At 33.4% G+C, this 12846-nt stretch carries 13 protein-coding genes; 9 read left to right on the top strand and 4 right to left on the bottom strand.

Features of this window, described 5'->3' with window-relative positions:
• Window positions 1-28: 28 nt before the first annotated feature.
• Window positions 29-811 carry a hypothetical protein gene (locus GQ40_RS04300; RefSeq protein ID WP_047546066.1) on the top strand — a complete coding sequence of 261 codons (783 nt, stop codon included), beginning with the start codon at window positions 29-31 and terminating at the stop codon, window positions 809-811.
• 118 nt (window positions 812-929) lie between these two features.
• Here the strand turns inward: GQ40_RS04300 and GQ40_RS04295 are convergent, their stop codons facing one another.
• Window positions 930-1385 (bottom strand): hypothetical protein, encoded by a 456-nt coding sequence (locus GQ40_RS04295; protein WP_156115509.1) that lies wholly within the window; start codon window positions 1383-1385, stop codon window positions 930-932.
• 103 nt (window positions 1386-1488) lie between these two features.
• Between GQ40_RS04295 and GQ40_RS04290 the strand changes: the two genes are divergently transcribed.
• Window positions 1489-2253 carry a TIGR02757 family protein gene (locus GQ40_RS04290; RefSeq protein WP_047551426.1) on the top strand — a complete coding sequence of 255 codons (765 nt, stop codon included), beginning with the start codon at window positions 1489-1491 and terminating at the stop codon, window positions 2251-2253.
• Window positions 2254-2316: 63 nt separating this feature from the next.
• Complete coding sequence (locus tag GQ40_RS04285) at window positions 2317-3552, top strand: sensor histidine kinase (RefSeq protein WP_052184145.1); 1236 nt, start codon at window positions 2317-2319, stop codon at window positions 3550-3552.
• Between the two features lie 59 nt (window positions 3553-3611).
• On the opposite strand, the gene GQ40_RS04280 is transcribed toward GQ40_RS04285, so the two are convergent.
• The gene (locus tag GQ40_RS04280) at window positions 3612-5504 is read right to left on the bottom strand and encodes a peptidase M61 (RefSeq protein ID WP_047546064.1); all 1893 of its coding nucleotides are present in this window, start codon (window positions 5502-5504) and stop codon (window positions 3612-3614) included.
• A gap of 102 nt (window positions 5505-5606) precedes the next feature.
• Between GQ40_RS04280 and GQ40_RS04275 the strand changes: the two genes are divergently transcribed.
• The 6 genes from GQ40_RS04275 (at window position 5607) to GQ40_RS04250 (ending at window position 11425) form a co-directional block, all read left to right on the top strand.
• Window positions 5607-6614, top strand: a complete 1008-nt coding sequence (locus GQ40_RS04275; RefSeq protein ID WP_047546062.1) for a glycosyltransferase family 2 protein — start codon at window positions 5607-5609, stop codon at window positions 6612-6614.
• 80 nt (window positions 6615-6694) lie between these two features.
• On the top strand, window positions 6695-8620 hold the full coding sequence (locus GQ40_RS04270) for a BatA domain-containing protein (RefSeq protein WP_047546060.1): 1926 nt from the start codon (window positions 6695-6697) through the stop codon (window positions 8618-8620).
• Window positions 8617-9870, top strand: coding sequence for a dihydroorotase (locus tag GQ40_RS04265; protein WP_047546058.1), 1254 nt, complete (start codon window positions 8617-8619; stop codon window positions 9868-9870). Before GQ40_RS04270 ends, GQ40_RS04265 begins: the two co-directional genes overlap by 4 nt.
• Before the next feature lie 2 nt (window positions 9871-9872).
• Window positions 9873-10205: a hypothetical protein gene (locus GQ40_RS04260; RefSeq protein ID WP_047546056.1), complete on the top strand. Its 333-nt coding sequence runs from the start codon at window positions 9873-9875 to the stop codon at window positions 10203-10205.
• A 4-nt stretch (window positions 10206-10209) separates the two neighbouring features.
• A complete protein-coding gene (locus GQ40_RS04255; protein WP_047546054.1) occupies window positions 10210-10851 on the top strand; it encodes an alpha/beta hydrolase in 642 nt (213 codons plus the stop codon).
• Window positions 10852-10891: 40 nt separating this feature from the next.
• Window positions 10892-11425, top strand: coding sequence for a GNAT family N-acetyltransferase (locus tag GQ40_RS04250; protein ID WP_047546052.1), 534 nt, complete (start codon window positions 10892-10894; stop codon window positions 11423-11425).
• A gap of 82 nt (window positions 11426-11507) precedes the next feature.
• Here GQ40_RS04250 and GQ40_RS04245 read toward each other — a convergent pair whose 3' ends face one another.
• A complete protein-coding gene (locus tag GQ40_RS04245) occupies window positions 11508-11993 on the bottom strand; it encodes a hypothetical protein (RefSeq protein ID WP_052184144.1) in 486 nt (161 codons plus the stop codon).
• 21 nt (window positions 11994-12014) lie between these two features.
• The gene (locus GQ40_RS04240) at window positions 12015-12776 is read right to left on the bottom strand and encodes an MBL fold metallo-hydrolase (protein ID WP_047546048.1); all 762 of its coding nucleotides are present in this window, start codon (window positions 12774-12776) and stop codon (window positions 12015-12017) included.
• Between the last annotated feature and the right edge of the window lie 70 nt (window positions 12777-12846).

The following is a 12846-nucleotide window of genomic DNA, read 5'->3' as shown; positions in this document are numbered from 1 at the left end:
TGGCTTACATTAAATAAAAATTGCATTCATGATGACATTTATTAGTTTAGTCTGTGGCATAGCAGTCCTTTTCTGCCTTTATGTAATATTTAGACCAAAAACCAAAGAAGAAAAAGAATATGACAGAAGGCTTGAAGAAAGTTTAAAAGATGAATTTATTATAGATCCAGAAACTGGAGCCAAAATCACGTTAGAAGAAGCTGAATCTGGACATTGGGTTAACCACAATAATGAATTTAGAACAATTCCAGAATCTGATTTGAAAAAACTTACCGAAGACGAAAAGCAAGCTGAAATCGCACTCAATTATTTAAGAGAAAGTAGAGCCTTTAGAAAAACTGAATTAACAGACGAACAATTTGATATTTTTGATAAGACAAAAACTTTAAACAGTTATGATGATTGGACATACTCAAACCCATTCTCATTTCAAGATGGAATTTTGATTTTACCTGCACCAGAACTCCATGGAATGACATATTATCAAGATGATTATAAAGAATCACATGTTATGTTTTGGAAAAAAATTTATAATACTAACGGACATTATTATTTAAGAGAAAAATCTGCAACCGAAAAACTATTTGATAAAATTCGAAATGATGATGATTTACAATTAAAAGACTATGAATCATTTACATTTAAGAGAAGTTATGATATAATAAAAATCAATAAAATTTTGGAAAAATTTGAAAATCAAAAAGGTTTAGAAATTGAAATTAATGATGATAATCTTTTTATAAAAACTTTAAAATTAATAAGCTTAGAAGACATTAAACGGATTGAAAAAATATTAAACAACATTCGGTAAAAACTTGTATAACTCATTACCACTGTCGGATAATGCGAAGATATTTGCTTGAATTTAATTATTTTGTAACTGCGAAAAATGAATCGCGTACTTAAGTGCAATAAATTTTGCACATATATCACTCCACAAGAATCAAACTCTTGGCCTCTATCTCAACACGCTTGCCAAAAATAAAATCAAAATATTCGGCATCACCTTTGTTGCCTTTAACTTGTAATTTAGCACGACCTGTTTCTAGTCCGTTTTTATCAAACACCTGAACATAAACGATCTCTTTAAAGTCCCTTTCAAAAATCAAATAAAGGGTCAATAGATTATTTTTACCACCAAGCGGATTATCGGTTATTTCATATTTACCGGTTGTGATGCCTTTATCCTTTAATGATGGTGACATTTTTAGTTTCGCTTCGAGCGTTTTGTCAATCCCTTCAGGGACACCTTCAACAAACTCGGTAGCAGATTTACCAACAGCTTCTCCTCCAGCATTAATGGTTTCCTGAGTTTTTTTCGATGGACGTTCACATGAACTTATCATGACTGCTGAAAATAATAAGATGTATAATTTAGTTTTCATAGGTTTTATTTTGAATTACAAAAATAACAGAATTTTTGAGTATTCTAAGCTCTTGCAACTCCTAATAAAGAACCGTAATTTTGCAAATACAAAACCCACACTTTTGAACAAAAAAGACCTCAAAGAATTTCTAGACGCTAAAGTAGAGCTATATAACCATCCCAAATTTATTGAGAGTGATCCCATCCAAATCCCTCATCAATTTTCTAAAAATGAGGATATTGAAATTTCTGGATTTTTGACCGCAACCATTGCCTGGGGAAACCGAAAAAGCATCATCAATAATGCCAATAGAATGATGGACCTTTTAGATCAATCACCTTACGATTTTGTAATTAATCATCAAGATCATGACCTTGATAAATTACTTCCTTTTGTTCACAGAACCTTTAATGGTGATGATTTTATTCAGTTTATAAAAGGCTTGAAGCATATCTATACTTATCATAACGGACTGGAAAACGTGTTTTCTAAAATTTCCGAAGAAAAAAACCTTCAGCATTCTATCCATGAATTCAAAAATATCTTTTTTGAGATTGATCACTTAGATCGCACGAAAAAGCATGTGAGTGATCCGCTTAAAAATTCCGCAGCAAAACGCATCAATATGTTTTTACGTTGGATGGTTAGACAAGATAATAATGGTGTAGATTTTGGAATTTGGACGAGCATCTCTCCTGCTCTATTATCTTGCCCCTTAGATGTTCACTCCGGAAATGTTGCCAGAAAATTAAAACTTTTAAAGCGCAAACAAAATGATGGCAAAGCTCTATTAGAATTAGACACTTCGCTGAGAAAACTGGATAAAGATGATCCCGTAAAATATGATTTTGCACTTTTTGGATTAGGTGTTTTTGAAAAATTTTAAAAAGGTAAAACCAAATAACCTATTTTTGCGTATGTAGTCTAACCTACAATCCAAAAAAAACATATGCAAAGTCCCAAATTGCCAAGTAATGAGCTTGAGCGTTTAAATGCTGTAAAGTCTTATAATATACTTGATACATTGCCAGAAGGCGATTATGACAACATTACAAAATTGGTGGCGACCATATGTGATGTTCCCATTTCGCTTATTACGGTTTTAGATAAAGATAGAAATTTCTTTAAATCTCGTATAGGTATTCCTTTTAGTGAATCTCCTAGAAATATCTCTTTCTGTGGTCATACCATTTTGGAGGATGACATCTTAATTATTCCAGATGCTAGATTAGATGAGCGTTTTAAGGATAACCCATTAATTGATGGTCTTAAAGCTATATTTTATGCAGGTGTTCCTTTAATAAACCCAGAGGGCTATGCACTTGGCAGTATTTGCGTTTTTGACCATAAACCTAGGGAACTTGATCAATCACAAATAGGAGCTTTGAAAATTCTAGGTAAACAGGTCGTTAATTTATTTGAACTTCGGAAGAAAAACGCAGTTCTAGAATCTGCTAAGCTTGAACTACAAAAGCGAAATGACCAATTAAAATCTTTTGCAAGTCATGTATCCCATGATTTGAAATCACCATTGGCCAATATTATTTCCTTGACAGATTTGTTACGTGATGAGAATAAAGAAAAACTTTCTGAAGATTCAAATGAGTACATCAATTACATTGAAGAATCTGCCATTATCTTAAAGGATTATATTGACGGGATTTTAATATACTACCAAGCAGACGAGCTTTTAGAAGCTCAAAATGAGGATGTGAGCTTGGGCGATATTTCCGAAGAAATACAGCAAATACTGCTTTCTAAAAACGACAAACTCATCTTTTCAAAAGGTGTTTTAATTAAAAATGTCAATAAAGCTGCTTTGTCACAAATACTTATCAATCTTGTGGATAATGCACTTAAATATAATGATAAGCCTAATCGTACCGTTGAAATAGGATACGATGCCGATTTATTTAACCATAAATTCAGTGTTAAGGATAATGGGATTGGGATCCCTAAAGACAAACAAGATTTTATCTTTGAAATTTTCAAAACCGTTAAAAATGATTTTGGAAAATCTAGTACTGGTATCGGGCTAAGCACTGTCAAAAACCTGGTTGAGAAATTGGGTGGAAAAATCTCTGTAGATTCTGTTGTTGGAGAAGGAAGCACGTTCTCGTTTACACTTTCAAAATTTAACGGTGAATTCCCCGTCAAAAATCTTGAAGCATGCGAAATTTTATAAAAAAAGCTGATAATCAAATTTAAGATTATCAGCTTTTTTATTTTTATTCAAAACTTGCTTTATCCTTTTAACCAAGCTTTTCTAACTTCTATTTGTTTTGGAGTAGCGTCTTCCATTTCAACTAATTTTTTAGCTGTTGTGTAAGATTGTGTCAATGCTGTTTTTACAACGACTTCCTTCCCATCTCTATCAAGTAGGACATTGATTTCTTGACCAGGTTGCCATTGGTACATTGCACCAATCATCGCTTGAGCATTTACCATTGTCAATGCTTCACCATTTATAGTTTTAATGACATCTCCAGGCATTACACCTTGATCTGCCCAAAAGCTGTTGTTTTTCACACCTTCGGAAAAGAAAATCACCATTTTCTCTCGGTCTCCATCAAAGATAAATCCGTTGCCATCTTGGATATAAGTCGTTTCTACTTTAGCGTCCTTATAATGTAAACCTGCTTTTTTAAAGAATACTTCGTAATCAATTGGAGTTGTACCAACAACATGAGTGTTTAAAAATTCTCCAACCGAAGGATAGGTCATTGCTGTAATTTCATCAATCAAATTATCATCAACAAATGGTTTTTCTTTACCATATTTTGCAGATAATTCTTTCATTAAAGATAGCATACTTCTATTTCCATTGCTCTCTTCTCTCATTAAAATATCAATACACATCCCAATTAGCGCACCTTTTTGATATACGTTATAATAATTGGAAGCGTAAGGCTCGTTAATAACATTCTCACTCATTGTGGTGAAACTCATAGTATCATCCATACGCATAGACCCAGAAATTTTTTGGTTCATTGTAGCATAAAATGTTTCAGGATCCACTAAACCTTCATACACTTGAAAGTGTTGTGCAAAATATTCGGTAACTCCTTCGTACATCCATAAATGTTTAGAGAATGTAGGTTGATTATAATCAAAGTAATGCACATCTTCAGAATGTACAGAAAGCGGAGTCACAATATGAAAAAACTCATGTGCAACAACGTCAATCATTGAAGCTGCCAACTGCTCTTTTGTAGATTGCTCGGGCAATACAACAACGGTAGATGTATGATGTTCTAAAGCTCCAAAACCTTTTGGAGCCTCTGGACTGTTATCAGACAAGTACAAATAAATATCGTAACGTGGTGTAGAATTTACATCACCTAAATACGCTTTTTGAGCTTCCATCATTTTATAAACAGTCTCTTTCATACTCTCTGCAGTATGAACTTTATTTGGAGAATATACACTCAATACAATTTTAATATCTCCAACCATAAATTCCTCGACGTCCAATTTACCGTACATCATTGGATTGTCTGTAATATCAAAATAACGTGGTGCAAAATACGTAGTCGTAAGTTGAGTACCATCTTCGCTAGATGCTGTATTTGTGTTTTGTAAAGCAGATGTGCGAACAAAACTTGCAGGAGCAGTTACATCTAAAGTGTACTGCGCATTTTTTAAAGAATCAAAATAACCAATAAAACCATGTAGATTTAAAACATAGTTATCTGGTTCTATATTTGTGCCAGATGGTGAAAATGGAATTTCGCCACCAATTCCTCCAGTATCTCCTTCTTGGTCAAACGTATCATTAACCAAATATTCGATCTTGTCTAACTTTGTAGCGTTTTCAATGGTCCAAGTATTGTCGTCAACTCGTGTTGTAGTCAATTCTTTTCCATCATAATCTAAAGCCTTAAAGTCATCGATATACTTTCCGAAGTCACTAATAGAATATGTCCCTTGTACCACTTTTGGTAATCTAAAGGTTACTTTTTCTTCTGTAAAACGTCCAGGATTTATAACCACAGGAGCCTTGTCATTTGTAACTGCAGACAAATTAATTGATGTAGAAATAGGATTTGCGGTTGCTAAATCATTAACCGTAGATTTAGAACCTCCACAAGCCATAAGCAAAGTACTTACAGCAAAAATTGATAAAATGTGTTTCATTTTTAGTATTTAATGTGTTTTTATGCCATTTATTGACGCACAAATCTACAATCTGTTACTATTAATTTAGCTAAGGTTTTGTTAAAATGGTACTTTTACAAAATGCAAAAACCACTTGTAAGCATCCTTACTCCTTTTAAAAATACTGCTCAATATTTGGGTGACTGTTTAGATTCTATAGTGTCACAAACCTATAAAGACTGGGAGCTCATCATCGTTGACGACCATTCTAAAGATGATAGTTATGATGTTGTTTTCGCTTTCGCGGAAAAGGATAAACGCATAAAATTGATCAAAAATTCAGGGGATGGTATTATTGAAGCTTTACGTTTGGCTTTTTCTGAAAGTAACGGTATTTATATCACGAGAATGGATAGCGACGATATAATGCATCCTGAAAAACTGAGCATAATGGTCAATGATTTACAAACCAAAGGAAGAGGCCATATCGCTTTGGGTTTGGTCAAGTATTTTAGCCAAGATGGTATTGGAAATGGTTACAAAAAATATGAAAACTGGTTAAACAATCTAACCCAAAAAGGAGATAATTTTTCTGAAATCTATAAAGAATGTGTGATCCCATCCCCTTGCTGGATGGTTCATCGGGATGATTTTATAGGTTGTGAAGCATTTTTTCCAAATCGGTATCCAGAGGATTATGATCTGACTTTTAGATTTTACAAAAACGGACTAAAGTGCATTCCAAGTTCAAATGTCTTACATTATTGGAGGGATTATAGCACAAGAGCATCGCGAACAGATGAGCATTATGCAGAAAATCATTTTTTAGAACTTAAAGTCCTTTATTTTTTAGAGCTCAATTATGATTCTTTGAGACCACTAACCATTTGGGGAGCAGGACAAAAAGGAAAGAAAGTTGCAAAATTATTAAAAGAGAAAAATATCCCATTTTTTTGGATTTGTGATAATCCTAAAAAAATAGGTAAACATATTTATGACGAATTGCTTTATGACTTTACACATTTAAAATCACTTGAAAATCCACAAATTATTGTGAGCGTAGCCAACACAGAAGCTCAGTTGGAAATTACATCTTTTCTAAAAACTATGGATATGGTAAGCATGGTTGATTATTTCTTTTTCTGTTAAAATTCTCAAAAGCAAAAGCTAGTAATCCCATATCATTTTCTATATTTGATTTCTAAGAATAATAATCCCAAAAAACAGGAATGCAGTTTAAAAACCCAGAACTTCTTTACGCGTTATTGCTTCTTATTATCCCTATTATTATTCATTTATTTCAGCTTAGAAAGTTTAAGAGTGTCGATTTTACAAACGTGCAGTTTTTAAAGGAACTTACCATTCAAACTCGAAAAAGTTCACAGCTCAAAAAGTGGCTCACTTTACTTACCAGAATGTTATTGCTCGCTTGTGCGGTTATTGCGTTTGCGCAGCCCTATATATCAAATTCTGAGAGTTTTAATACAAAGAGTGAAACGGTTATCTATCTGGACAATTCGTTTAGCATGCAATCGCCAAGTGCAAATGGCAGTTTGTTAAATAGCGCCATTCAAGATATAATTGAGAATATTGATGAAAAAGAACAAATCTCAGTATTTACCAATGATGCTAATTTCAACAAAACAAGTATTAAAGCTATTAAAAATGATTTGATACAACTCAAGCACTCTCCCAGTCAATTGGCGTATGATGCAGCTATATTAAAGGGGAAAAATCTCTTTTCCGAAGATAAAAGTTCTATAAAGAATTTGGTTTTGGTTTCTGATTTTCAGCAAAAAACAGATGCGATTACAGCCACAAATGACAGTTTGGTTAAATTTAAATTCGTAAAACTTAGTCCGTCAAACCAAAATAATGTTGCGATAGATGGCGTATTCATCTCAAAAACCACGGTAGAAAATCTTGAACTCACAGTAGTTATAAAAAACCAAGGTGATGCTATAGAAACCTTACCCGTTTCATTATATAATGGCGATCAGCTTATTGCTAAAAGTGCTGTGACTATTAATGATAATGCGACCACTACCTTTACAATTCCAGCAAATTCCATATTTAATGGCAAGTTGATAATTGATGATCAAAATCTACAGTACGATAATACGTTATATTTTAATATTGATAAACGAGATCAAATTAATGTGCTCGCCATCAATGAAACAGATGACGCATTTCTTCAAAAAATCTATACGAGTGATGAGTTTAATTACACATCTTCAAATTTTGAAGCACTTAATTATAATACTCTAGAACAGCAAAATTTAATTATTTTAAACGAATTAAATGACATCCCAACATCTCTTGTAACTGCCTTGAAATCTTTTACAGACAATGGAGGGTATATTTTAATCATACCTTCAGATGAAATAAGATTAAATACTTACAATCAACTATTTAATAGTTATGGTCTTTCTAGTTTTGGCGGATTAAATTCCGTAGAAAAAAAGATTACGAGTATCAATTACTCGCATCCTTTATTGAGTAATGTTTTTGATAAACAGGTGTCTAATTTTCAGTACCCAAAAGTCAATTCTTTTTATGCAAATACTTCCAATCAAGTAAACGCTATATTAAGTTTTGAGGACGGAAATTCATTTTTATCACAATCTGGTAATGCCTTTCGTTTTTCCGCAGCAATACAAGATGAGAACTCTAATTTTAAGAACTCTCCACTAATCGTTCCTGTTCTCTATAATATTGGAAAGCAAAGCCTAAAAACAGGAAATCTGTATTATACAATTGGTAACGAGAATACGATAGATATAGCAACACAATTGCAACAGGATGATATTTTGACCTTGGTGAACGGTGAAAACTCTGTAATCCCCTTACAGCAGACTTACGACAATAAAGTGGAGTTAATTACCAATACGTATCCTGATGTTGCAGGCATTATTTCAGTTCAAAATAAGGATACATTTCTCAAGAATTTAAGCTTCAATTTTAATCGTAGTGAGAGCAATCTCAATTACTTTGATATAAATGATCTATCAAATGTGACGTTAGATAATTCTCTGGCATCTGCCATAAGTGATATCAAAAGTGCCACGAATGTTAATGAACTATGGAAATGGTTTGTTATTTTTGCAGTGATTTTCTTAATCATTGAAATGCTCATCTTAAAATTTCTAAAATGAACGTACTTGTAAAATCTGCCACTATAGTTGACCCTAAAAGCGATTTTCACAATCAAACCGTAGATGTTTTAATAGAAAAGGGATTGATTTCCCAGATTTCTAAACAAATCGATAATCCAAAAAATCATAAAGAAATTAAGTTAGAAAACCTGCACCTTTCTCAAGGTTGGTTTGACTCTAGCGTGAGTTTTGGAGAACCTGGTTTTGAGGAGCGGGAAACGATTGCTAACGGTTTAAATACTGCAGCAAATTCTGGTTTTACTGCGGTTGCAGTAAATTCAAATACCAATCCGGTTATCGATTCTTATGCAGATATTTCATTTTTAAAAGCTAAAGCAAAAAATCACCCCGTTTCATTATATCCAATTGGAGCACTCACAAAACACAGTGACGGTGAGGATCTAGCAGAGTTATTTGATATGACTTCTGCAGGAGCTGTAGCATTTTATGATTATCAAAAACCAATTAAGAACCCTAATTTGATGAAGCTCGCTTTGCAATACGCAAGCAATTTTGGTGGTTTGGTGTATTCTTTTCCGCAGGAATCAAAAATTAGCGGATTGGGAGTGATGAACGAGAATGTAACAAGCACCTCCTTAGGATTAAAAGGAAACCCAACACTTGCCGAAGAATTACAAATCGCCAGAGATCTTTTTATTTTAGAATATACTGAAGGTAAACTTCACATCCCAACCATTTCTACAGCAAAATCGGTAGAATTGATTCGGGCAGCAAAACAAAAAAAGCTCGATGTCACGTGTAGTGTTGCCATACATAATTTAGTGTTTACAGATGAGCATTTAGAAACCTTCAACACCAACTTTAAAGTGCTGCCACCTTTGAGAACACAAAAAGATATGGATGCATTGATTGAAGGTTTTAAAGATGGCACAATCGATATGGTCACAAGTGATCACAACCCTATTGACATCGAACATAAAAAAATAGAATTTGATTTTGCCAAATATGGGACTATTGGTTTAGAGAGCGCCTTTGGAGCATTAAACTCAATATTTACAATTAAAAAAACCATAGAATTATTAACAAAAGGCAAAGAGCGTTATGGCATCAAAAGCTCGCCAATTGCAGTAGGAAATGATGCAGATCTTTCACTTTTTAATCCAGAAGATAGTTATACTTTTTCTGCGGAAAACATCACATCCACATCAAAAAACTCAATATTTTTGGGCAAGGAATTAAAAGGAAAAGTATACGGGATTATCTCCAACAACCAAATAGTAATCAAATAATTATGAACGAGAATATCATTAAGGACGGTAAAAAATTGGCTTGTGTGAGCTACCTTCCTGTTTTCGGGACATTAATTGCCTATTTCTTAAATGCAGATATAAAAAATCCTTTTACCAATTTTCATATTAGACAGGCATTGGGCATTTGGATTTTTTATTTCATTTGCGCCATTAGCGTTAGTAACATTGACTCTGCAATGTTGAGAATATGTCTTTGGGTATTTTTTGGGACACTTTTAGCTTATGGGTTTGTTATGGCTTTTACAGGAAAATACCAAACAGTTCCAATAATAGGACCTCTATTTCAAAAATGGTTCTCTAACATAGGTAAATAAACATATGACTCTACAATACATTACAAGACCTTCTTCATTAAAAGAAAATTCTCCACTATTGATCATGTGCCATGGTTATGGCAGTGATGAGAACGATTTGTTCTCCTTTGCTGAAGAATTACCAAAAGAACTCTTTATTATCTCTGTTCGAGCACCACACCCAATGCAACCTTATGGAAATGCTTGGTATGCCATAAATTTTGATGCCAATCAAAACAAATGGAACGATGTCGAGCAAGCCATAGCATCTAGAGATGAAATTGCCAAATTTATTGATGAAGTTTGCGCAAAATATCCAGTAGATAAAAACAATGTGACACTTTTAGGATTTAGTCAAGGCACTATTTTAAGTTATGCAGTGGCACTCACCTATCCAGAAAAAGTAAAAAATATCATCGCACTAAGTGGTTATATTAGTGAAGATATGCTTACTGAAAATTTAAAACTCAAAGCGTATTCGCATTTAGATTTTTATTGTTCCCACGGAAGAGTTGACCAAGTCATCCCAGTAGATTGGGCAAGAAAAGCACCAAAATTCTTAAATGAACTAAATATCAAAAATACCTACTCAGAATTCCCAGTAGGCCATGGTGTCGCTCCTCAAAATTTTTACGAACTTAAGGCTTGGTTAGAGACACGTATTTAATTTTATTGCGTCTTGCAAGGAATTTAGATCAAACAAAACGATGAACAAATACCTCCTTACAGATCAAGAAACAAAACGTTTGCAATTTAGATTAGTCACCAAAGAAGACTACATTTTATGGTTACCTCTTTTTTCAGAAAAAAACGTGGATAAATTTCTAGGAATGCCAACCGGTTTATCACAAACCGAACAATGTGACTTTTGGTTCAACAAAGTTTGGCATAGATACGAGAATAATCTTGGTGGTATGAATGCACTCATAGATAAACAAACAGGAGCATTTATTGGACAAAGCGGATTGCTAATTCAAACCGTTGAAGACGAAGAGCGTTTAGAAGTTGGTTATTCAATTTTGCCAAACTATTGGGGAAAAGGTTACGCGCAAGAAGCTGCACAAAAATGTAGAGATTTTTGTTTTGAACATAACCTGGCGGAGAACGTTATATCAATGATGCATGTAGATAATATTGCTTCGGAAATCGTCGCCATAAAAAACGGAATGTCCTTAGAAAATCAAATTGATGAATTTAACGTGTTTAGTATTACTCGTGAGACATGGTTGAAAAATAGATGAGCCTTTTATTTTTCTAATCTTAAATTGATATCTTATTTTTTTTAAAAAGTTTAGAATACTTAGATAGACCTTTTAATATGATTTAAGGCTGATACAAAATAGACTCCAGCACCTTAAATTTCAAACTCTTTTTATCTTCAATCTCGTAGCTTAGTATCATTTCGCCCCAATAGGTGCCATCTGTAAAACTGGCGATGATCCATTTGTGATTGAGCATTCGTATTTGATCTATTAACATCTTATTTTCGGTCATTGAAGCGTAAGGCACTAAAGGATGATCTTCTGTATCGTAAACATTTAAGCTCATGAGTTCATCTTTTATAAAAGGCACAAACTCAGAAATGCGATAGCCTTGATTCTCCCAATACGTCATGGCATCGTCATTGGTGTCAAATCTAAAGGTATATAAATCGGTGCTTTTTTGATCCTCAATTTGCTGGATAGAATCTTTTAATTCGGTATTTACTTTCATATAATTCGTTAACTTTTCATCATAACTTTCAATGATGCTTTTTGAATTAACGAATTGAAAAATCACGAGCAAAAGCGTGAAAATAAACAGGTACATAAAAATTCTACTCTTCATAATCTATATTTCTATTTGTAAGTTGTCGTAAGCTAAATAAACGTTTTCTGGCAAAGTTTTTTGCACATCATCATGAAAGCCAAGATAATGGCTTATATGTGTTAAATATGCGGTTTTGGGTTTTACTTTATTTATAAATTGTAAGGCTTCCTCGAGGTTAAAATGTGATATATGTTCTTTTTCACGTAACGCGTTTACAACCAAAACCTTTACTCCTTTTAATTTTTCTATTTCTTTATCTGCAACGGTTTTCATATCTGTGAGATATGCGAAATCTCCAAATCTAAACCCAAAAACCTGAAGTTTATGGTGATAGCCATTAATTGGCATGACTGGCAAATTTCCGAGGAGAAAAGGTTCGTTTTTTATTTCATGCTTGATGACGCCTGGCACGCCTGGATATTTAATTTCCGAAGTAAAAATGTAATTAAACCGTTTTGCGAGTTCTCCCAAAACACGTTTGTGTGCGTAAAATGGAATGTCACCTTGACGGAAATAAAACGGACGGATATCATCCAAGCCAGCTGTATGATCTGCATGTTCGTGCGTAAAAACGATGCCATCAATTTTGTGACAGTTGGTGCGCAGCATTTGTTGTCTAAAATCTGGACCACAATCAATAACGTACACATAATCCTCCCATTCTATCAAAACCGAAACTCTTAGTCGTTTATCTTTTGGATTTTTGCTTAGGCATACAGGATGATCGCTCCCAATTACGGGAATTCCTTGTGATGTTCCAGTACCCAAAAAAGTAACTTTCAAAGCTTATTTATTTTAATAACCAATTGTCTCAATTCTAGTAATTACATATTATCTTTTTCTGAATTGACTA

It is taken from the genome of Psychroserpens sp. Hel_I_66 (genome assembly GCF_000799465.1).
Taxonomy (GTDB): domain Bacteria; phylum Bacteroidota; class Bacteroidia; order Flavobacteriales; family Flavobacteriaceae; genus Psychroserpens.
The sequence above is the reverse complement of the archived record's forward strand: the minus strand, read 5'-3'. Positions and strand labels throughout refer to the sequence as shown.

Excerpts from the sequence above, each read along its gene's own strand:
- GQ40_RS04300 (WP_047546066.1), top strand. The coding sequence starts at position 29 with ATGATGACATTTATTAGTTTAGTCTGTGGCATAGCAGTCCTTTTCTGC.
- GQ40_RS04295 (WP_156115509.1), bottom strand. The coding sequence starts at position 1,385 with ATGAAAACTAAATTATACATCTTATTATTTTCAGCAGTCATGATAAGT.
- GQ40_RS04285 (WP_052184145.1), top strand. The coding sequence starts at position 2,317 with ATGCAAAGTCCCAAATTGCCAAGTAATGAGCTTGAGCGTTTAAATGCT.
- GQ40_RS04280 (WP_047546064.1), bottom strand. The coding sequence starts at position 5,504 with ATGAAACACATTTTATCAATTTTTGCTGTAAGTACTTTGCTTATGGCT.
- GQ40_RS04275 (WP_047546062.1), top strand. The coding sequence starts at position 5,607 with ATGCAAAAACCACTTGTAAGCATCCTTACTCCTTTTAAAAATACTGCT.
- GQ40_RS04270 (WP_047546060.1), top strand. The coding sequence starts at position 6,695 with ATGCAGTTTAAAAACCCAGAACTTCTTTACGCGTTATTGCTTCTTATT.
- GQ40_RS04265 (WP_047546058.1), top strand. The coding sequence starts at position 8,617 with ATGAACGTACTTGTAAAATCTGCCACTATAGTTGACCCTAAAAGCGAT.
- GQ40_RS04260 (WP_047546056.1), top strand. The coding sequence starts at position 9,873 with ATGAACGAGAATATCATTAAGGACGGTAAAAAATTGGCTTGTGTGAGC.
- GQ40_RS04255 (WP_047546054.1), top strand. The coding sequence starts at position 10,210 with ATGACTCTACAATACATTACAAGACCTTCTTCATTAAAAGAAAATTCT.
- GQ40_RS04250 (WP_047546052.1), top strand. The coding sequence starts at position 10,892 with ATGAACAAATACCTCCTTACAGATCAAGAAACAAAACGTTTGCAATTT.
- GQ40_RS04245 (WP_052184144.1), bottom strand. The coding sequence starts at position 11,993 with ATGTACCTGTTTATTTTCACGCTTTTGCTCGTGATTTTTCAATTCGTT.